This window comes from Nocardia higoensis NBRC 100133, assembly GCF_000308595.1.
GTDB lineage: Bacteria > Actinomycetota > Actinomycetes > Mycobacteriales > Mycobacteriaceae > Nocardia > Nocardia higoensis.
The window spans coordinates 1-19,620 of the sequence record NZ_BAGA01000080.1; the positions used below are offsets into that span (position 1 = coordinate 1).

19 protein-coding genes are annotated in these 19,620 nt (G+C 68.3%); 9 read left to right on the top strand and 10 right to left on the bottom strand.

The window, feature by feature from the left end; all coding sequences use genetic code 11:
- Positions 1–453: 453 nt before the first annotated feature.
- Positions 454–1,836, top strand: coding sequence for a wax ester/triacylglycerol synthase family O-acyltransferase (locus ON26_RS14540; protein WP_040796672.1), 1,383 nt, complete (start codon positions 454–456; stop codon positions 1,834–1,836).
- A gap of 23 nt (positions 1,837–1,859) precedes the next feature.
- Here ON26_RS14540 and ON26_RS14545 read toward each other — a convergent pair whose 3' ends face one another.
- The 4 genes from ON26_RS14545 to ON26_RS14560 form a co-directional block, all read right to left on the bottom strand.
- Complete coding sequence (locus ON26_RS14545) at positions 1,860–2,819, bottom strand: hypothetical protein (protein ID WP_040796673.1); 960 nt, start codon at positions 2,817–2,819, stop codon at positions 1,860–1,862.
- A gap of 11 nt (positions 2,820–2,830) precedes the next feature.
- Entirely contained in the window at positions 2,831–4,489 is a 1,659-nt protein-coding gene (locus ON26_RS14550) for a cation:proton antiporter (protein ID WP_245545856.1), read from the bottom strand.
- Between the two features lie 122 nt (positions 4,490–4,611).
- Positions 4,612–5,601, bottom strand: a complete 990-nt coding sequence (locus ON26_RS14555; protein ID WP_218000586.1) for a zinc-binding alcohol dehydrogenase family protein — start codon at positions 5,599–5,601, stop codon at positions 4,612–4,614.
- Between the two features lie 99 nt (positions 5,602–5,700).
- On the bottom strand, positions 5,701–6,081 hold the full coding sequence (locus ON26_RS14560; RefSeq protein WP_040796675.1) for a DUF5313 family protein: 381 nt from the start codon (positions 6,079–6,081) through the stop codon (positions 5,701–5,703).
- 192 nt (positions 6,082–6,273) lie between these two features.
- Between ON26_RS14560 and ON26_RS14565 the strand changes: the two genes are divergently transcribed.
- Entirely contained in the window at positions 6,274–6,714 is a 441-nt protein-coding gene (locus ON26_RS14565; protein ID WP_040796676.1) for a MarR family winged helix-turn-helix transcriptional regulator, read from the top strand.
- A gap of 112 nt (positions 6,715–6,826) precedes the next feature.
- Here ON26_RS14565 and ON26_RS14570 read toward each other — a convergent pair whose 3' ends face one another.
- From ON26_RS14570 to ON26_RS14590, 5 genes are all read right to left on the bottom strand, one after another.
- Positions 6,827–7,249 carry an organic hydroperoxide resistance protein gene (locus tag ON26_RS14570; RefSeq protein WP_040796677.1) on the bottom strand — a complete coding sequence of 141 codons (423 nt, stop codon included), beginning with the start codon at positions 7,247–7,249 and terminating at the stop codon, positions 6,827–6,829.
- Complete coding sequence (locus tag ON26_RS14575; protein WP_040796678.1) at positions 7,246–7,701, bottom strand: MarR family winged helix-turn-helix transcriptional regulator; 456 nt, start codon at positions 7,699–7,701, stop codon at positions 7,246–7,248. Before ON26_RS14575 ends, ON26_RS14570 begins: the two co-directional genes overlap by 4 nt.
- Positions 7,702–7,762: 61 nt before the next feature.
- A complete protein-coding gene (locus tag ON26_RS14580; protein WP_040796679.1) occupies positions 7,763–8,035 on the bottom strand; it encodes a MoaD/ThiS family protein in 273 nt (90 codons plus the stop codon).
- Positions 8,036–8,039: 4 nt separating this feature from the next.
- Positions 8,040–9,137, bottom strand: coding sequence for a WD40/YVTN/BNR-like repeat-containing protein (locus ON26_RS14585; RefSeq protein WP_040796680.1), 1,098 nt, complete (start codon positions 9,135–9,137; stop codon positions 8,040–8,042).
- Positions 9,138–9,251: 114 nt separating this feature from the next.
- Positions 9,252–9,848, bottom strand: coding sequence for a TetR/AcrR family transcriptional regulator (locus ON26_RS14590; protein WP_040796681.1), 597 nt, complete (start codon positions 9,846–9,848; stop codon positions 9,252–9,254).
- Between the two features lie 121 nt (positions 9,849–9,969).
- Between ON26_RS14590 and ON26_RS14595 the strand changes: the two genes are divergently transcribed.
- Positions 9,970–10,848, top strand: a complete 879-nt coding sequence (locus tag ON26_RS14595; RefSeq protein WP_040796682.1) for an alpha/beta fold hydrolase — start codon at positions 9,970–9,972, stop codon at positions 10,846–10,848.
- 102 nt (positions 10,849–10,950) lie between these two features.
- Here the strand turns inward: ON26_RS14595 and ON26_RS14600 are convergent, their stop codons facing one another.
- A complete protein-coding gene (locus ON26_RS14600; protein ID WP_040796683.1) occupies positions 10,951–11,448 on the bottom strand; it encodes a hypothetical protein in 498 nt (165 codons plus the stop codon).
- Between the two features lie 400 nt (positions 11,449–11,848).
- Here ON26_RS14600 and ON26_RS14605 point away from each other — a divergent pair, with 400 nt between their 5' ends.
- The 6 genes from ON26_RS14605 to ON26_RS14630 all read left to right on the top strand — a co-directional run bounded on the left by ON26_RS14605 (position 11,849) and on the right by ON26_RS14630 (position 19,609).
- Positions 11,849–12,364: a lipocalin family protein gene (locus ON26_RS14605; protein WP_040796684.1), complete on the top strand. Its 516-nt coding sequence runs from the start codon at positions 11,849–11,851 to the stop codon at positions 12,362–12,364.
- Between the two features lie 242 nt (positions 12,365–12,606).
- Positions 12,607–13,362 (top strand): TspO-related membrane protein, encoded by a 756-nt coding sequence (locus ON26_RS14610; RefSeq protein WP_051027077.1) that lies wholly within the window; start codon positions 12,607–12,609, stop codon positions 13,360–13,362.
- A 185-nt stretch (positions 13,363–13,547) separates the two neighbouring features.
- On the top strand, positions 13,548–15,698 hold the full coding sequence (gene helR, locus ON26_RS14615; RefSeq protein ID WP_085999014.1) for an RNA polymerase recycling motor ATPase HelR: 2,151 nt from the start codon (positions 13,548–13,550) through the stop codon (positions 15,696–15,698).
- Between the two features lie 240 nt (positions 15,699–15,938).
- Positions 15,939–16,355 (top strand): Fur family transcriptional regulator, encoded by a 417-nt coding sequence (locus ON26_RS14620; protein WP_040796686.1) that lies wholly within the window; start codon positions 15,939–15,941, stop codon positions 16,353–16,355.
- A gap of 40 nt (positions 16,356–16,395) precedes the next feature.
- Entirely contained in the window at positions 16,396–18,621 is a 2,226-nt protein-coding gene (gene katG, locus ON26_RS14625) for a catalase/peroxidase HPI (protein WP_040796687.1), read from the top strand.
- A gap of 271 nt (positions 18,622–18,892) precedes the next feature.
- Positions 18,893–19,609 carry a metal-dependent hydrolase gene (locus ON26_RS14630; protein ID WP_040796688.1) on the top strand — a complete coding sequence of 239 codons (717 nt, stop codon included), beginning with the start codon at positions 18,893–18,895 and terminating at the stop codon, positions 19,607–19,609.
- The last annotated feature ends 11 nt before the right edge of the window (positions 19,610–19,620 follow it).

The following is a 19,620-nucleotide window of genomic DNA, read 5'->3' on the forward strand; positions in this document are numbered from 1 at the left end:
CGTCCTGGAATTCGGTTTCGGATTGCCTGCGACCACGGCGACTTTCATGGTTTCGCCTCTCCGTTTCGTGACGTCGGTACCGGACCAGGTAAACCGCGGGCAATGTCGGATGTGAAACCTCGGGGTGTCCGTTGCATTGCGCGGTTCCCGATCACGCCACCGGTGGCGATGACATGCGTATCAGCGACGGAAGCCGAGACTTAGCGCCGTAATCCCGAGCGCCGGGGTGGGCGGATTCGGTCTTCGCGCGGGCAGTGGGCGGCAGACGAGTCGGACGATATCGTCGGCGGCCCGGCCTTCGGCTGGCAGGATCGACAGTAGGCGCCGCCTTCTCCGGTCCGTTCCGGCAACCCGGACAGCCGAGGGCGGCGGTGGCGCTCGACCTGTCCGCCGTCATTCCGACGGACAAGTCGAGAACCTTTCCCGTTCAGGTTGCTGGAAGAGAGTTGGGCGATGAGCGAACTCGGCCCCCTCGACGCGGGGTTCCTGGAACTGGAGGACACCGACCAGCACGTGAGCGCGCGCATCGGCGCGGTCTCGATTCTCGCGGGGACGCCGGGCGAGCGCGCGGAATTCGCGCTCAAGCTCACCCGCCGCATCGACGCGCTTCCGCGGCTGCGGCAGAAGATCCAGCGCGGCCGCTGGGACGTCACCGCGCCGGTGTGGGTGCCCGATCCGGCGTTCGACATCGGGCACCATCTGACGTGGGCGGCGTTGCCCCGGCCCAGGGACGAGGCCGCGCTGTGGGAGTACACGGCGAACACCATGGGGCGGCGGTTGAACCGCGATCGCCCGCTCTGGCATCTCACCATCGTCGAGGAACTCGCCGGCGAGCGCTGGGCGACGATTCTCTCGGCCCATCACAGCATGGTCGACGGCATTTCCGGTATCTCCTTGCTGCAGAGCATGTGTGACCAGCCCACCGCGGACGCCGAGTCCGTACTCGCCGAGCACGATGCCGACGCGCCGTCGCCGGAGAGTGCGGACGACGCGTCGGCGGACTGGCAGCGGCTGTTGCGCGCGGGGCTGGAGTTGCCGTTGCGCGCGCCCGGGCTGATCGCGCACGCCCCCGGCACGGCGATCCGCACGGCGCGCGGGATGGTGCCGTTGCTGCGCAACGTGCTGGATCCGCGGCGCAGTTCCTCGCTGAACGGCCCCATCGGTCGCGAGCGCCGCTACACAGTCGCGCGTGTCCCGCTCGACGAGATCGACAGGGTGCGCAAGGCGCTGGGCGGCACGGTCAACGATGTGGCGCTGACCGCGGTGACCGCCGCGTTGCGGGCCGTGCTGCTCGGCCGTGGGGAACAGCCGGGGCCGGACTCGGCACGGGTGCTCACCCCGGTGTCCACCCGCTCGGCACGAGCCTCGGGACGGATGGACAACCGGGTCTCGCTGATGTTGCCCGCGCTTCCCGTGCATCTCGAGGATCCGTTGGACCAGTTCGACGCGGTCCGCGAGCAGATGAACAGCCTCAAGGGCGGTGGCGAATCCGGGGCCGGGAAGGCGCTGATCGACATGGCCGGGCTGGTGCCGTTCGCGCCGCTCGCGTGGGCCGTGAAGACGGCGCTGCGCTTCCCGCAGCAAGGAGTCGTCGCGGTGGCCACGAATGTGCCGGGACCGACGCGAACACAGCATCTGTTCGGCGCCGACGTCCTCGAAGTGTTCCCCGTGGTCCCGATCGCGGTGCGGCTGCGCATCGGCATCGCCATGCTGAGCTACAACGGCACGCTGCGCTTCGGCATCACCGGCGATTACGACAGCGCACCGGATATCGACGTCGTCGCCCGCACGATCCCTGCCGCGGTACACCGGCTACTGGAGTGCGCGCAGAGCTGACCGGACGGTCCGGCGAAGCGGCCCTACGCGCGACGGTGGGCGAGGAACTTGCGTGCGGTGGTCACCACCGCGCCGCCGCACACGAGTATCACGGCGATGGCGCCGATGCCGATGCCGATGTCGAGCGCCCGGCCCAGGTCGCTGTCCTGGCCCTCCTGGATGTCGGCGAGGAACTCGGGCGAGACGTAGGGCCGGTGCACCAGGACGGCGGCGGCGGTGAGGACGGCCAGGAGATCGGCGACGATCGACACCGCGGTGACCGGCAACGTCCACGCCCGCACGACCAATTGCGCGATCGCGACGATCACCCACAGTGCGGCTACCGCCACCGCCAACGGCAGCAGGCGCTCGACGACGCCGGGATCGAGGTGTTCGGTGACCTCGGTGAGGAACGACGGCGCCAGTGCGGGAACCAGACACAGGCACCCGACGAGTACCGCGACGCCGAACACCAGATCGGCGATCGCGTCGCCGAGCGGGATCTCGTGCCCGCGCGGCACCGGCGGGAGATCGTCGGGGCGCCACTCCCGCAGCACCGCACCCGGCGCCGTACGCTCGATCACCGCGAAGACCACGGTCACCCAGACAGCGGTGTAGACCGCCCCGGAGAACGCGGAGGTGATCGCCTCCGCGAGGACTCCGCCGTCCATCTCGGGTGTGCCCTCGTCGACTGTCGCGGCGAGCAGGCTCACTCCGCCCACCACCAGCGCGACCACGCGAATGGTCGGCCACAGCACCCGCAGATAGGTGTCGTACAGGCGCGGGCCGATGAGCTGGCGCGGCGCTCCCCGGAAGCGGCGTGCCTGATCCTCGGGCGGGCCGAGTTCGACGAGCACTTCGCGCGTCGCGCGACCGGAGGATTCGCCCGTGATCCGCGCACGCAGCCGGTCGGCCGCCGCCTCGCGTTGCGACCTGGGTATGTGCACGAGCACGGCGTGCACATAGCGGTCGATCAGCTCGTTGTCGGACAAGGTGTCGGTCATCGTCGCTCCCATCAGCCCTCGTCGAGCCGTCTGATCAGCTCGTGGAGCGTGTCTGCGGTGGTCGCCGCCGCGGTCGTGAACGGCTCGAGCACCACGGCGACACCGGCCTCGCGCAATTGAGCGGCGTCATGAAGGGTGTGGGCGGTCAGCACGACCGGGCCGGCATAGCCGTGGTGGCGCAGATTGTGCAGCAACGCGAGATTGGTGCTCACCACCGGTATGGCACTCACGACACAACGGGTGCGTGCCAAGGGCAGAGCGTTCAGCAGATCGACGTCCTCGGCGCTTCCGAACACCGCCCGCACGTCATCGGGAACTGTGGTCGCGATCCGATGCGGGTCGAAATCGACCACGAGGACGCGGATTCCACGTCGGCTCAACCGTTCCGCCAGGTGGCGGCCGAAGCGGCCGAGGCCGTAGAGGATCACATCGGTGTCCGTGTCGGGGTTGTCGACCACCGCGGCCCGGCCACGGGTGCGATCGAAGAACGCCAATCGGGGCTCGAGGCGGTCACGAATCCGGCGGGAGTACATGATCAGATACGTCGAGCCGGTGATGGTGATCAGCCCGACCACCGTGATCAGGCTGACGGTCGCGCTGTCGATGTGGCCGAGTCCGTAGCCGAGCGCCGCCAGGATCAGCGAGAACTCCGAGATCTGGGCGATCGTCAGGCCGGTGGGCAGACCGACGCGGACCGGATACCGCAGGGCCGACATCGTCGCGAGCACGATGAGCGGTTTGACCAGGAGCACGAGCAACGAGAGCGCGACAGCTTCGGCCAACTGTTCGACCACATTGTCGAACTGGAGCCGGGAGCCCAGGTCGACGAAGAAGAACAGAAGCAGGAAGTCGCGCAGGCTCACCATGCGAGCGCCCAGCGCGTCGCGATAGGGGGTCGAGGCCAGGGAGACACCGGCCAGGAAAGCCCCCACCTCGGTGCCGAATCCGAGCCATTCGCTGAGGGCGGCGATCGAGGCGGCATAGGCGACACCGAAGAGTACGAGCAGTTCCTGCGACCGCGCCACGTGGTCGAGCAGCCAGGGCAGTACGAAGCGCATGAGCAGACCGACCCCGGCCAGCAGCCCGGCGCCCTTGCCGAAGATGGCGAGAACACCGAGCAGCGAGTTACCGTCGGCGGGCTGCGCGAATGCGGTGAGAGTGATCATCACCAGCACCACGACGAGATCCTGGACGATCAGGACGCCGACCGCGATCCGGCCGTGGAGCTGATCGAGTTCGTGTTTGTCCGACAACAGCTTGACGACGATGATCGTCGAGGAGAAGGCGAGCGCGATACCCACATACAGCGCGGTGACCGCACCGCTCCCGAACGCCAGGGCCACCAGGTATCCGGCGCCCGCGGTCACGACGATCTGGACGATCCCGGTGATCAGAGCCACCCGGCCCGTGCTCCGGACCAGATGCAGATCCAGCCGGAGGCCGACGAGGAACAGCAGGATCGCGATACCCATTCGGGAGAGCAACTCGATCGTGTCGTCGGCCTGGACCCACCCGGTCCCCAGCGGCCCGACCAGGACGCCGACGCCGATGAAGGCGACGATCAGCGGCTGCCGCAGCCGCACCGCCAGCGAGCCGACCGCGACCGCGATCGCCAGCACGGCCGCGATGAGCGGAAACGCGTGTAACTCCACGATTTCCTTCCGTGTCACCGGCCTGATGAAGTGGACGGGCTATGCCGGTGAATATGTTCTCGGTATATACCATCCGGCCATGCGGCCTCACAGTGACCGCACTGCCCGGAGCCGCGGTGGGGTCCGGCCGAGCGCGACGTTCACGGCACCAGAACAGCGGCGCCGTCGAAGCGGCCGTGCGCGAGATCGCTCAGTGCCCGGTCGGCGGTGTCGAGGTCGTAGCGGTGGGTGCGCACGCGCAGGCGATGGTGTTCGGCGAAAGCGAGGAACTCGCGGGCCTGGGCGCGGGTGTTGGAGGTGACGCTGCGGAGCTGCCGTTCCCGGAACAGGTGGCGTTGATAGTTCAGCGGCGGTGTGTCGGTCAGGTGGATGCCGGCGAGCGCGAGGGTGCCGCCGGCGTCCAGCGCCTCCAGGGCCACCGGCACCAGTTCCCCGGCCGGGGCGAACAGGATCGCGGCGTCCAGCGGCTCGGGCGGACGGTCCGCGGCCCCCTGGGCCGAGGCGGCGCCCAGCTCGAGGGCGAGTTCGCGCGCGGCTCCTCCGCGCGTCATCACGTGCACCCGGGTGCCGTTCGCCGCCGCGACCTGCGCGGTGAGGTGCGCGCTGCCGCCGAAACCGTAGATTCCCAGCACCCCGCCCTCGGGCACCGCGGCACGCAACAGCGCGTGGTAACCGATGATGCCGGCGCACAGCAGCGGCGCCAGCTCTTCGTCGCTGTATCCGGAAGGCAGGGGCAGTGCGTAATCGGCTGGGGCCGTTGTGTATTCGGCGTAGCCGCCGTCGGCATCCCAGCCGGTGTAGGACGAACGCGGGCACAGGTTCTCGGCTCCGCGCAGGCAGTATCGGCAGACGCCGCAGGTGTGGCGCAACCAGGGAATGCCGACGCGGTCGCCGGGCGCGAAGCCGCCCGCACCGATGACGACCTCGGCGACCACCTCGTGTCCGGGGACCACCCGATCACGGTGTACCGGCAGATCGCCCTCGACGACATGCAGGTCGGTTCGGCACACCCCGCACGCCCGCACGCGGACCAGCAATTCGCCGTCGCGGGGTTCGGGCACCGATTCCATGGTCGCCCGCAGCGGCCCGGTGTCGATCGGTCCCGGGGTGGCGACTCGCCAGGCGCGCATGGTCTGATCCACCGCCATCTGAGGCTCCTCGTCGTGTGCGCGGACTTCGTTTCATTCTGCGCCGAAGATCGTCGCCGCGCTCCGATCGGCCGGGGTTGGTCAGCCCCGGCCGTATCGGTACTCGTATGCCAGCCGGTCTTCGTCGCGCCGGCGGAGTTCCTCGGCGTTCACCAGCTGCGGATCGAGACCGTGCTTGACGAGGCGGTGCCGGCGGTAGACGTTGAGCAGCGCGACCGTGAAGTAGACGTGGGGCAGGTACAGCAGCGCCATCATCGACAGCTGCATCCACAGCGGCCCGGGCAGCAGGAGGAACAAGCACAGCGGCGGGATCACCGGCAGCAGGAACCGCATGAGGTAGCGGCGGGTCGCCCCGGGCCCGGTGAGGTCGGCGATCACCCAGTCCGACATCGACGGCGGCAAGGTCGCGCCGCAGACGTAGCGGAACCGTTCCAGCGGGTTCGGTTTCGTGCGAGCGCTCATCGACTGCTCCCTTCGGCCTCCCCCGGCTCGGACCGGCGGCGGGCGGTTCACCTATTCTGGTCGTGCGAGAATAGATAGTACGCTAATAGTTAATGCACGATTTAATGTCGCCGATGCCGACCCCGTGGCCGGACCGGTCGGGGTGCCGACCACAATCGGAGGATTCGGTCGGCGTTTCGCGAGGAGGTGCGTATGGACAGCGCGATCGAGGATCCGCTGCGACTGGAACGCCAGGTGTGCTTCGCGCTGGCGGTGGCCAACCGTGCCGTGCTGTCCATCTACCGGCCGCTGCTCGAGCCGATGAAACTGACCCACCCGCAATATCTGGTGATGCTCACGCTCTGGGGCGACGCCCCGCTGTCGGTGAAGGAGGTCGGCGAACTGCTGCAACTGGATTCGCCGACCCTGTCCCCGCTGCTCAAACGCCTCGAAGCGCTGAACTACATCACCCGAACCCGGGATCCACGCGATGAGCGGAACCTCGTCATCGACCTCACCCCCGCCGGTCGGGCGCTGCGCGCCGAAGCCGAGAAGATTCCGGCGGCGGTGGTCGAGAGACTGGGCGTCGGTCTCGAAGAACTCGAGGAATTACACCGCGTGCTGACCAGGGTGAACCGAGCCGCACGCCGGTGACCACGCGGCCGGCCCGAGTCCTGTTCAACACGGCGGCTTTCCATATTGCCCGCGTCGAGACGCCCCCTCTTCCTGGGGCGTCTCGACGCGATGGGGAGAGCGACGAAGGCGATCAGTCGTCGGTGACCAGCACCTGGACGTCGATATTGCCTCGGGTGGCGTTCGAGTAGGGGCACACCTGGTGGGCCTGGTCGGCCAGGATCTGGGCCTGCTCGCGCGGCACATGGGGCAATGTCACCTCGAGGGTGACCTCCAGGCCGAAACCGCCGCCCTCGGTGGAGCCGATACCGACCTTGGCGCCCACCGAGGAGTCCTCGACATTCGCCTTCGCCTGGCGGGCGACCAACCGCAGCGCGGAGTGGAAGCAGGCGGCGTAGCCCGCGGCGAACAACTGCTCGGGGTTGGCGCCCTCGCCGCTGCCGCCCATCTGCTTGGGCACGGCCAGTTCGAAGTCGATCCTGCCGTCGTCGGAGCGGACGCGGCCGTCGCGGCCGTCGCCGGTGGCCAGCGCTTCGGTGGTGTAGAGAACGTTCATGATCGGTTCCTTCCGGATTCGATGCGGGCGTCCATCGCCCGCCTCATGCGTGCCAGCGTGTCGCGCAACGCGATCGCTTCCTCGAGCCGCAGTCCCGTGGCCTCGAGAATCTCCTGCGGCAGGCCACATGCCTGCTCGCGCAATGCGTTTCCGCGTTCGGTGAGCCGTACTTCCACTCGACGCTCGTCGGTGCTCGACCGGGTTCGTTCCACCAGCCCGGTGGCCTCGAGCCGCTTCAGGAGCGGGGAGAGTGTGCCGGAGTCCAAGGCCAGCTCCTCCCCCAGGTCGCGGACCGTGCGACCGTCGCGCTCCCAGAGCGTCAGCAGGACCAGGTACTGCGGGTAGGTGATGCCCAGTTCGTCGAGCTTGGGGCGGTAGATGGCGGTCATGGCGCGAGACGCGGAGTACAGCTGGAAACACAGCTGCTGATCGGGCAAGGGCAAATCGGCCATGCCAGAACTGTAGCCCACAATTCAGTTGTGCACAATCTAGTTGCCGGCAATATGGATGAGGTCAGCCGCCCGCGACCGAAGGGATGATCATGAGCTCGGTGTCGGCGTCGAGTGGGGTGTCCAGACCGTCGAGTGTGCGGCATTCGTCTTCGCCCACATAGAAATTCACGTAGCGGCGGAGTTGGCCGGTCTCGTCACGGAGTCTGCGTTCCAGCGCCGGAGACCGCCTGCTCAATCCGTCCAGCACCGCACGCAGGGTCACGCCCTCGATGTCGAGTTCTCGCTGTCCACCGGCGTAAGGGCGCAGTGCCGAGGGCAGGCGCACGCGGGCCATGGCGTTATCCGACGACTCGCGCACGGACGCACAGCACGTCCGGCAGTCGGTCGGCCACCAGTTGCCAGTGGTCGCCGTCGTCGGGGCTGCAGTAGACCTCGCCGTTGCGGGTGCCGAAGTAGATCCCCGTGGGGTCGGCGTTGTCGGAGCACATGGCGTCACGCATGACCGCCGCCCAGAACGGCGTCCGCGGGAGGCCGTCGGTCTGCGCCGACCAGGTCTCGCCGCCGTCGGTGCTGCGGTAGACCGCGCAGCGCGCGTCCGGCGGAAACCGGAAGCGTTCCATGTCGGCGACCAGCGGGAACGTGTAGATGACACCGGGGCGCCGGGGGTGCGCGACGATCGGGAAGCCGAAATTGGACGCGGGAAGCCCGCTGTCGATCGAATGCCAGCTCGCCCCGCCGTCGGTGGTGCGGAAGACGCCGCCGTGGTTCTGCAGGTACATGGTGCTCGGCGTTTCGGCGTCGACGGCGACCTTGTGCACGCACTGTCCCCATTCGGGCAGCTCGCCGGGCATGAAGTCGGCCGTGACGCCCTTGTTCGCCGGCTCCCAGGACGCGCCGCCGTCGGCGGTCCGGTAGACGCCGCCGGTGGACATGGCGACGGCGATCCGCCGCCTGTCCGTCGGATGCGGAAGGATCGTGTGCAGCGCCAACCCGCCGCCGCCCGGCATCCATTCCGGGCGATGCGGATGCTCCCACAGTCCTCTGATCAGCTCGAAGGTCTTCCCGCCATCGACCGAGCGGAACAGCGCCGACGGTTCGACGCCCGCGTACACCACGTCCGGCTCGGCCTCGGTCGCCGGCGCGATCTGCCACACGCCTTCCAGTGCGGCGCCGGTGTCCCGGGGAAAGGCCAACGGCGCGTCGTCGGGCTCACTCCATGTCCGGCCCAGGTCGTCGCTGGTCACCAGAGTCGGTCCGAAGTGGCTGTCCAGCACGCCCGCGAGGACTCGCGGATCGTCGCGCCGGGTGTCGATCGCCAATGCCTTGACGTCGGCGATCGGGAACTGCGGCGCCTCCACCGTCCAGTTCGACCGGCCGTCTGTGCTGCGCGCCAGGAAAAGGCCCTTGCGCGTTCCGATTCCGAGCAAGATCTCCATTGCCGACCTCCTGTGGTGGAACCCCGCTACGCCGACGCGAGCCGAGCGTACTCCGCGGGTCCGACGGAAATCGGTAGAACACGGGAGGCGTCGCGCCCGATCCGCGGATCGGCGCTACGCGCCGCCGGATGCCGGCGATTCCGGCGGTATCGCGCGCTCGACCGCAGTTCGCACCAGTTCCCTGGCTTGTTCCTCGGTGATGACGCCGGGCAGGGTGAGGCGCTCCAGCATGAGCCAGTTCAGGGCGAGGAACAGCAGCACAACGGTGTTCTCGTCGCCCGGCATTCCGTGGTCCAGGTGGTTTCGGATATTGAAGTCCAGGTCGGCGCGCACTCGTTCGGTGAGCAGCGCCTGCAATTCCGGTCGCCGGGTGGCTTCCAGGCGGAGTTCGAGGAGTGCGAGATAGCCGGTGCGGAACCGGGTGACGCGCTCGACGGCCTCGGTCATGAGTTCGGTGACGGTTTCACGACTTCGTGATCCGTACAGTTTCGCCATCGTCGTCTCGTCGGGAATCAACCGCTCGTAATACCGATGGCCGACCTGGACGAGTAGCGCGTCGCGATTGGCGAAGTAATTGGAGGCGGTCCCGGAAGGCACTCCGGCTTCCTTGTCGACCGCGCGAAAGGTGAGTCCACGCGCCCCTTCTCGGGCCAGGACCTCGATGGATGCATCCAGCAACGCCTGACGGCGTTCGGGATTCGTGCGGACCATTGACACCACTCCATCTGTAGTACTAAGTTCAGATCACTTCAGTCAGAGTACTACGTGTGAAGCTGTATGTGGGGTGGGGCGCCAGCCCCGGACCACTCATCACCGAAGGGATGCACCACCCATGCCTGAACCGACCATCTGGAGCGAAGAATTCGGCGCCGAAACCGACCCGCCGATCCTGTTGATCATGGGGTCGATGTCGCAGGGCATCCTGTGGCCGGAGGGATTCGTCGACCGCCTCGTCACCGGCGGCCGCCGGGTCATCCGCTACGACCACCGCGACACCGGCATGTCGGACACCGTCGACTTCGCCGCCGACCCCTACACCTGGCACGACATCAAGAACGATGTCTACCGCGTGCTCGACGCCCACGGACTGGACAGCGCGCACCTGGTGGCCCATTCGGCAGGCGGCCTGCTCGCCCAGTTCATCGCGGTCGAACAACCGCAGCGGGTGCGCTCGCTGACCCTCATCGGCTCCTCCCCGCTCGGCGGCGGCGAAGGGCAGGTGCTCATGCGGGCTCTGCTGGGACAACCGCAGCCCGAAGGCGGCCTCCCCGCGCCGACCCCGGAATTCGTGGCTTTCTACCGCCGGCTGATCGCCGACCCGCCGCCGGCGGACCGACACGCCCGGATCGCAGGCATGGTCGCCGAGCAGCGCGTATTGCACGGCTCCGCGTTGCCTTTCGACGAAACCGCCGCCCGCCGCCTGCAGGAACGGATCCACGACCGGGCCCGCGATGTAGCCGCCGTAGCCAACCACCGCCTGGCCGCCGCGGCCGACCCGGATTTCGAGCCGGTCGGCGTACTGCACCGGGTACAGGCACCCACGTTGGTCGTCGAAGGCAGTCACGAGCCGGCCAAGCCGGGACACGGCGCGCTCATCGCCGAACAGATCCGGGGCGCTCGGCTGATGGTCGTGGCGGGCATGGGGCACACCCTGCCGCCGGAGGTCCACGAGGAACTGTCCGCCGCTGTCCTCGCCCACACGGCCGCGTGAGCGTTCCCCTCGGGCCCGCACGGTCCCTGCAGATTGCCGACGGGCCCGACCAAGTCCACCGCCGCTCCCTCGCCCGTGCCGAACTCGACACCCTCGCTGCGCCTACATCTGCGGTCGACCGAACCACAGCCGCGCGGGCTTTCCGATCACCAGACAGAAGACCACGATGCCCACCACCATGCCGAGCAGCCCGGGCGGCTGCATGGCGGCAATCGAACCCAGTCCACAGAAGGCTTGCAGACAGGACAGCGTGATCACGGTCGTCCGCAATCCACCACCTCCCCTGTTGAAGCCGAATGCGCATGCGGCAAGGGCGATCTGGATGCCGAACCCACCCACCGCCGCACCCATGAGTTCCGGATCGCCGGTCATCACAGCGATGGCGATGACGGCGGCGACAGCGATCGCCCCCGCCACCCACGAGACGATCTGCGCCGCGCGCACGGTGCCCGGCATCCGGGTCAGGACCGGCTCGATCCCCTGCGGCCAGTACTGCGGCGGCTGCTGCCCATAGACAGGCGCGGGCCGGCCGGGATGTGCGCTCGGTTCGTACGGACCGCCGGGATAGGGTTCGTAGGGCGATTGCGACGGCTCGGACATGGATACCTCTCTGACGCTGGGCTGACATCGGCGGTGAGCCATCCGCTACGGCGTCGATCCGTCGCCACACTCCCCTCCGGACGACCATTCAAGATCATCCCGGGGTCATCCGGCAAATGCGTCTGCGCTATGTTGAGAAGTTCGGGCTTTTCGAGCCATACAGAACTCGACAACCGCGAGTGGCTCGAGCGGATGGTGCGAAGCGAGATCGAGCCACTGCTCGAGGAGCGCCGGCTCGATCGCCCCGACCGGGTCGACTCCCAGCTCGAAGCATTGCGCAAGGTCCGACGCCATGAAGACACCTGCTGAGCGTCCTATCCCCCGCGCACAGGGCATGACGATCGCCCGTGGGGGTATTGCGGACCTGAGAAGTCGCCGGCCGACAGAGGGAGCACACGTCATGACCGAGCAGCAGACCGCCGTCCGATCCCTGCCCGAACTGGATCTCGCCTGGTATCTGGGGCTCTGGTACGAGATCGGGCGGCTGCCGCTGAAGTACGAAGACGACGATGCGCGGGAGGTCACCGCCCAGTACTCGCTGGAGGACGACGGAACCATCCGGGTGGACAATCGGTGCTTCGACGCCGAGGGCAAGCCGACGCAGTCGGTCGGGCGGGCGACGCCGGTGGAGGGTGAGCCCGCGCAGTTGAAGGTTTCCTTCCTGCCCGCGGGCTTGCGGTGGATTCCGTTCACCGAGGGCGACTACTGGGTGTTGAAGATCGATCAGCAGTACGACCACGCGCTGGTCGGCACCCCGGACGGGAAGAATCTGTGGTTCCTGGCCAGGCGGCCGCAGGTCGACGACGCGACGAAGGCGGAGTTCCTCGACGAGGCGAGGCGGCAGGGCTTCGACCTGACCGACTGGATCGAACCGGTCCAGACGGGACAGCACGTCACCGACGACCTGCTCGGATAGCCGACCTGGGATGTGCTCCACCGGCCGATCCCCTGCTTGGCGGGTCGGTTGCCGTCTCGTCCGGCTCGTCTCCCGAAGCACCGTGAAGGGCACCCCGCCACCGGCGACGACCAGGGGCAGGACGATCAGCCCCAGGAGCCAGGGCAGGTAGCGGAGAAACTTGCACGTACTTGTCGGAGGCGGGCGCGGCTCGAGCGCGGGAAGGAGACCACGTGCCAACGCTCGGAACCATGAGCCCTCGAATGCGTGCCACTACACCGCTCGCCTGGGTCACCTTGCTGGCCGCGGTCGGCCAGGCCGTCGCTCCCGTGCTGGCGCGGGCGAGCGGCGGCGCCTCCCCCGACGAGGCCACCACCGATCTGCTCATCACCCCGGCCGGCTACGCCTTCTCCATCTGGGGCGTCATCTATGCCCTGTCGATCGCCACCACCGCCTGCGTGGTGTGGAAGCGCCGCACCGGCACGGACCGTCCCGATCACCTGCTGACCGCGCTGCTGGTGACATTCCTCGGTGCGAGCGCGTGGATCGCGGGCTCGGCGGCGCGGGTCGAGTGGATCACCCCCCTCATTCTCACGGTCATGACCATCGCGCTCATCGACGCGGTGCGGCTCACGGCGAGGTCGTGCGACGAGTCCACCCCGGATTGGCTCACCGGCCTCGTCCGGGCCACCGTGGGTCTCTACGCGGCGTGGGCGTCGGCCGCGGTGTTCCAGAACTGGGCGTCCGAGATCGGCGGCAGCTTCGGTGACCCGTCGATGCTGTGGTGGCAGCTGGCGATCCTGATCCTGGGCGCGTGCTTCGGTATCGCTGTCACCGCCCGCTACGGCGGCGCACTCTCCCTCTATCCCATCGGCCAGGTGTGGGCGCTGGTCGGCATTCTGGTCACCGGATGGGGTGAGACGACCGCCGTCGTGGTGGTGTGCGTACTCGGCATCATCGGGGTGATCGTTGCGTGGTGGTTCGCGCGCAGCCGGGAGCCGCGAACCGTACGGGGATGACGCACCGATTGATGCGAAAGATGGCTGGGACGCAAAAATGACCGGGACGCAAAGATGACCGGGAGGCGGTGGACGCTCTCTCCCACTCTCAATCTATATCGCACCCCGGGGCTTGCGGCAAGACCCGGGTCATCCCGCAGAATGGTCCGCTCGAGCCATCCACCTGCGGAAACAGAGGTATCGAATTGCCCGCGTCGTCATCGACCGCCAGCGCGTTCGCTCTCGCCGACCACCTCCTCCACAAAGCCGACCCGGCGCTGATCGCGGTCGACGAACAGCACTTCGCGACCATCGCCACCAACCTCGAACAATCCATCGCGGAACTGACCCGGCGACTCGACGAGACCCGCAAGGCGCCCGCTCGCCCGGGCCAGGAAGCCGTGGAGCGGGACGCGGAGGTCCACCGGCTGACCGCGCGCCTGCGCTCGCTACGCAGATTCGGCCTGGACCTGTGTCTGGGGCACATGGTCGGCGAGGACGACCGGCAGCCGGTGTATATCGGGCGGCTCGGGCTGCTCGACGACGCGGGCGATCACCTGCTCGTCGACTGGCGCTCCCCCGCCGCCGAGCCGTTCTTCGGCGCCACCCACGCCGATCCGATGGGTCTGGTGCGACGCCGCAGATATCGCTGGTCCGGCGGACGGATCAGCGACTACTGGGACGAGGTGTTCACACCGGACGGATGGGAAGGCAATGCCGCGCTCGACGACCAGTCCGCCTTCATCGCAGAACTGGGCGCCAACCGCTCGCCGCGGATGCGCGACGTGCTCGGCACCATCCAGGCCGACCAGGACGCCATCATCCGCGCCGGCTCGCGTGGTGCTCTGGTCGTCGACGGCGGGCCGGGCACCGGCAAGACCGTCGTCGCGCTGCATCGGGCCGCCTACCTGCTCTATTCCGACCCGGCGTTGCGTCACCGCGTGCTGTTCGTCGGCCCGCACGAACCGTACCTGGCCTATGTCGCCGACGTCCTGCCCAGCCTCGGTGAGGAGAGCGTGCAGCTGTGCACCCTGCGCGACCTCGTCACCGAGGGCGAGTCGGCGGTGCCGGAGGACGATCCGGAGGTGGCCCGGCTGAAGTCCTCGGCGCGCATGGCCGAGGCGATCGAGGCGGCCGTCGCGTTCTACGAGCAGCCGCCGCGCGCGGGCATGGTGGTGGCGACCGACTGGTCCGACATCTGGTTGAGCGCCGACGACTGGGCGGAGGCGTTCCGGGCGCCGGAGCCGGGCACCCCGCACAACGAAGCCCGCGAGCAGATCTGGGAACTGCTGCTCACGATCCTGGTCGACAAGTACGACGGCGCCGCCACACCCGCACAACTGCGGAAGTCGTTGCGCCGCAACGACGAGCTGCGCACCGCGCTCGACAACGCCTGGACCTTGATCGAGGCGGCCGACCTGGTCGCGGATCTGTGGTCGGTGCCCGCCTACCTGCGCAACTGCGCGCCGTGGCTGAGCGCCGAGCAGGTGCGGAAGTTGCAGCGCGCCGAGTCCGCGCGGTGGACGCTGCCGGATCTGCCGTTGCTGGACATGGCACGGCGCCGGCTCGGTGACCCGAAGGCATCGGTGCGTGCGCGCCGGTACGCCGCCGCGGCGAATGCCGAGCGTGAGCGCATGTCGAGCGTGATCGACGATCTGATCGCCTCCGACGCCTATGCCGACGGCGAAGGGCTGATGACTCAGCTGCGCCATCAGGACCTGCACGAGATCCTGGTCGACGACGCCGCCCTGCCGACCGTCGAGCCGGACCAGCTCGCGGGGCCCTTCGCCCACATCATCGTGGACGAGGCCCAGGAGCTGACCGATGCGGAGTGGCAGATGCTGGTGCAGCGCTGCCCGTCGCGCAGTTTCACCATCGTCGGGGACCGCGCGCAAGCACGGCACGGATTCACCGAGTCGTGGCGGGAGCGGCTCGATCGGGTGGGGCTCGATCGGGTCGAGATGGCGTCGCTGAGCATCAACTACCGGACGCCCGAAGAAGTGATGGCCGTGGCCGAGCCGGTGATCCGGGCGGCGCTTCCGGATGCCAACGTGCCGAGTTCCATTCGCGGCAGCGGCATCCCGGTCCACTACGGGTCGACGGCGGAACTGGATTCGGTGCTGGAGGCCTGGCACGCCGAGAACATCGACGGGATCGCGTGCGTCATCGGCGCCGCGAGCTTCCGCGCGACGCCACACGTGCGGTCGCTGAGTCCGGCGCTGGCCAAGGGGCTCGAGTTCGACCTCGTCGTGCTCGTCGATCCGCAGGCGTTCGGCGACGGCGTCGAGGGTGCGGTCGACCGATATGTGGCCATGACCCGCGCGACTCGGCAGCTGGTCGTTCTCACCAGCTCCTGACGCGCGCCGGGTCCAGTCGCGATCTGGCGGAACTTCGCCGGATCCGCCCTCGGAGCCGCCCGTGCTGTGGCATGCTCGCCGCAGTGCGGGCGGTTCGTGTTTCACCGGTCTTCGCAGGTCCACGGCGTGGAGATCACCCGGCCGTTCGTTATTCATGATCGATTCGGCGGTTCCGCTGGCACTTCTAAACTTGAATGTGTAAAGTTTCTGACCGTGTCCATAGTTCCCGACTTCGAGCGCATGCTGCGCGGCGCCAACCTCCGGGTCACCGCGCAGCGGCTCGCCGTGCTGAGCGTGGTGCACGAGCACCCACACTCGGAGACGGACTCGATCCTCGGGCGGGTGCGCGAGAGCGTGGGGGCGGTCTCCCACCAGGCCGTCTACGACGTTCTCCGCGCGCTCACCAGCGCGGGCCTGCTGCGACGCATCCAGCCGATGGGCTCGGTAGCCCGATACGAGACCCGCGTCGGCGACAACCACCACCACCTCGTCTGCCGCAGCTGCGGCGTGATCGTGGACGTCGATTGCGCGGTCGGCGAGGCACCCTGCCTCGACGCCGCCGTCGACCACGGTTTCGTCGTCGACGAGGCGGAGGTCATCTACTGGGGCCAGTGTCCCGACTGCTCGAAAGCACAGTTGTCTGCCCCACCGACGTGAGCACAACCTGCTCACTCGCTTCTCCCTGAAAGGAATCGCCGTGTCTGTGGAACATCCGCCCATTGCCGAGGCCAACACGGAGCCCGCCGAAAGCGGTTGCCCCGTCGCCGCCGGCCGCCTGCGGCACCCGCTGCAGGGTGGCGGCAACCATGAGTGGTGGCCCAACCAGCTCAACCTGAAGGTGCTTGCCCAGAACCCCGCCGAGGGCAACCCGCTCGGCGCGGACTTCGACTACAAGGCCGCCTTCGAGGCGCTGGACCTGGCCGCCGTCAAGAGCGACATCGCCGAAGTACTCACCACCTCCCAGGACTGGTGGCCCGCCGACTTCGGCAACTACGGCCCGCTGATGATCCGCATGGCCTGGCACTCCGCGGGCACCTACCGCATCCACGACGGACGCGGCGGCGCGGGCAGCGGCCAGCAGCGCTTCGCTCCGCTCAACAGTTGGCCCGACAACGCCAACCTCGACAAGGCCCGCCGCCTGCTGTGGCCGGTCAAGAAGAAGTACGGCCAGAGCATCTCCTGGGCCGATCTGTTCATCCTCACGGGCAACGTCGCCCTGGAGACCATGGGCTTCAAGACCTTCGGCTTCGCGGGCGGCCGCGAGGACGTGTGGGAGCCGGACGAGGCCGTGTACTGGGGTCCCGAAGCCGAATGGCTGGGCGACCAGCGCTACACCGGCGAGCGGAACCTGGAGAACCCGCTCGGCGCGGTCCAGATGGGCCTGATCTACGTCAACCCCGAAGGCCCCAACGGCAACCCCGATCCGATCGCGGCCGCGGTCGACATCAAGGAAACCTTCGGCCGGATGGCCATGAACCACGAGGAGACGGTCGCGCTCATCGCCGGCGGCCACACCTTCGGCAAGACCCACGGCGCCGGTGACGCGAGCCTGGTCGGCCCCGAGCCCGAGGCCGCCCCGCTCGAGCAGGCCGGTCTCGGCTGGAAGAGCTCGTTCGGCTCCGGCAAGGGCGCCGACACCATCACCAGCGGCCTCGAGGTCACCTGGACCACCAAGCCCACCCAGTGGTCCAACGACTTCTTCGAGATCCTGTTCGGCTACGAGTGGGAACTGACCAAGAGCCCCGCGGGCGCGAACCAGTGGGTCGCCAAGGACGCAGAGCCGATCGTCCCCAACGCCTTCGACCCGTCGAAGAAGCAGCTGCCCACCATGCTCACCACCGACCTGTCGCTGCGCTTCGACCCCGAGTTCGAGGTCATCTCGCGCCGCTTCAAGGACAACCCGGACGAGTTCGCCGATGCGTTCGCGCGCGCCTGGTACAAGCTCACCCACCGTGACATGGGCCCGATCGCCCGCTACCTCGGCCCCGAGGTCCCGTCCGAGCAGCTGCTGTGGCAGGATCCGGTCCCGGCCGTCGACCACGAACTGGTCGACGCCGCCGACATCGCCGCGCTCAAGACACAGATCCTGGGCACCGGCCTGTCGGTGCAGCAGCTGGTGAAGACCGCGTGGGCGGCGGCCTCGTCGTTCCGCGGCAGCGACAAGCGCGGCGGCGCCAACGGCGGTCGCATCCGCCTGCAGCCGCAGCTGGGCTGGGAGGTCAACGAACCCGACGAGCTGGTCCGCGTGATCCGTGCGCTGGAAGGCGTACAGGAACAGTTCAATTCGGCGCAGACCGGCAACAAGAAGGTCTCCTTCGCCGACCTGGTCGTGCTCGGCGGCGTGGCCGCGGTCGAGCAGGCGGCGAAGAGCGCCGGCGTGACGATCGAGGTTCCGTTCACCCCGGGCCGCACCGACGCGACCCAGGAGTGGACCGACACCGAGTCCTTCGCCGCGCTCGAGCCGAAGGCCGACGGCTTCCGCAACTACCTCGGCAAGGCCACGCAGCTGCCCGCCGAGTACCTGCTGGTGGACAAGGCGAACCTGCTGACCCTGACGGCGCCGGAGATGACGGTGCTCGTCGGCGGCCTGCGGGTGCTCGAGGCCAACTACCTGAACTCGCCGCTGGGCGTCTTCACCGACACCCCGGGCTCGCTCACGAACGACTTCTTCGTGAACCTGCTCGATCTGGGCACCGAGTGGGCGCCGTCGGGCAACGACGACGGCACCTACGTCGGCAAGGTGGCAGGCAGCGACGAGGTCAAGTGGACCGGCAGCCGCGTCGACCTGCTGTTCGGCTCGAACTCGGTGCTGCGCTCGCTGGCCGAGGTCTACGCGACCGACGAGGCGAAGGAGAAGTTCGTGCGCGACTTCGTCTCCGCGTGGGACAAGGTCATGAACCTCGATCGGTTCGACATCGTCTGATCCTCGCCCCGGCGATCGGCGCCCCGTGGACCAGCAGGTCCACGGGGCGCCGCGCGTCATGGGTTCCGCTGGTAATCGCGCAGGGCCCGGCCCTGCGTCGGCTGTCCAGCCGCACCTTCACGGTGTACGTGATCCACGCCTTCGTGGTGACGGCGGCCGGTTACGTCCTCAGCGTCCTGGCGCTTCCCACACTGGCGAAACCCCGTCATGGCCCGGCCGTCGCCGGCGACGGCGGCGAGAAGTGATCTTGAAGTGAACTAATCTCGAACCGGTGCTCGGACATTCACATGCGACCAGCGGCGCGTTCGCCTGGTCGGCGGCAGCGGCGACGCTGCCTCTAGCGGTCATGACCTTTCCGGAGATGCTGGACACCGAAGCCCGCCTCGGGCCCGCGGACGTCCTGCTCGGCGTCTTCCTCACGGCCGGCGCGGCATTGCTGCCCGACGCCGATCATCCGAAAGGCACCATCTCCCGAGTACTCGGGCCTATCACGCATTACGCGTGCAAGCTCATATCCAAGCTCTCCGGCGGACACCGGCAGGGTACCCACTCGCTGCTGTTCGTCGTCGCCTCCGGCGTGGTCACCTGGGCCGGAATGCTGTACATCGGCCGCTGGTTCACCCTCGCCCTGGTCTTCTTCCTGCTCGCCCTCGCGGTGAAAGCACTGCATCTGTGCCCGCCCGGCGACAGCATCCGCAGCTGGGGCACCGTCGCCGCACTCGCCGCGGCCGGCACTTTCGCGATGGACCACTGGATCAGCGACAAGCCGGCCTGGCTGCCGTTCTGCGTCGCCCTGGGATCACTGGCCCATATCCTCGGCGACTGCCTGACCGATCGCGGGTGTCCGCTGCTGTGGCCCGGCAAGTGGCGCACGAGCGTGCCGATCATCGAACGGACCGGCAACAAGGTCGAAACCTGGGTCATCGCACCACTGTTCGGCATCGGGACGATGGCCGTGCTCTGGTACGTGTTCAACGTCAATCCGTGACCGTGCCCGTC

Excerpts from the sequence above, each read along its gene's own strand:
- ON26_RS14540 (WP_040796672.1), top strand. The coding sequence starts at position 454 with ATGAGCGAACTCGGCCCCCTCGACGCGGGGTTCCTGGAACTGGAGGAC.
- ON26_RS14545 (WP_040796673.1), bottom strand. The coding sequence starts at position 2,819 with ATGACCGACACCTTGTCCGACAACGAGCTGATCGACCGCTATGTGCAC.
- ON26_RS14555 (WP_218000586.1), bottom strand. The coding sequence starts at position 5,601 with ATGCGCGCCTGGCGAGTCGCCACCCCGGGACCGATCGACACCGGGCCG.
- ON26_RS14560 (WP_040796675.1), bottom strand. The coding sequence starts at position 6,081 with ATGAGCGCTCGCACGAAACCGAACCCGCTGGAACGGTTCCGCTACGTC.
- ON26_RS14565 (WP_040796676.1), top strand. The coding sequence starts at position 6,274 with ATGGACAGCGCGATCGAGGATCCGCTGCGACTGGAACGCCAGGTGTGC.
- ON26_RS14570 (WP_040796677.1), bottom strand. The coding sequence starts at position 7,249 with ATGAACGTTCTCTACACCACCGAAGCGCTGGCCACCGGCGACGGCCGC.
- ON26_RS14575 (WP_040796678.1), bottom strand. The coding sequence starts at position 7,701 with ATGGCCGATTTGCCCTTGCCCGATCAGCAGCTGTGTTTCCAGCTGTAC.
- ON26_RS14580 (WP_040796679.1), bottom strand. The coding sequence starts at position 8,035 with ATGGCCCGCGTGCGCCTGCCCTCGGCACTGCGCCCTTACGCCGGTGGA.
- ON26_RS14585 (WP_040796680.1), bottom strand. The coding sequence starts at position 9,137 with ATGGAGATCTTGCTCGGAATCGGAACGCGCAAGGGCCTTTTCCTGGCG.
- ON26_RS14590 (WP_040796681.1), bottom strand. The coding sequence starts at position 9,848 with ATGGTCCGCACGAATCCCGAACGCCGTCAGGCGTTGCTGGATGCATCC.
- ON26_RS14595 (WP_040796682.1), top strand. The coding sequence starts at position 9,970 with ATGCCTGAACCGACCATCTGGAGCGAAGAATTCGGCGCCGAAACCGAC.
- ON26_RS14600 (WP_040796683.1), bottom strand. The coding sequence starts at position 11,448 with ATGTCCGAGCCGTCGCAATCGCCCTACGAACCCTATCCCGGCGGTCCG.
- ON26_RS14605 (WP_040796684.1), top strand. The coding sequence starts at position 11,849 with ATGACCGAGCAGCAGACCGCCGTCCGATCCCTGCCCGAACTGGATCTC.
- ON26_RS14610 (WP_051027077.1), top strand. The coding sequence starts at position 12,607 with ATGCGTGCCACTACACCGCTCGCCTGGGTCACCTTGCTGGCCGCGGTC.
- ON26_RS14620 (WP_040796686.1), top strand. The coding sequence starts at position 15,939 with ATGCTGCGCGGCGCCAACCTCCGGGTCACCGCGCAGCGGCTCGCCGTG.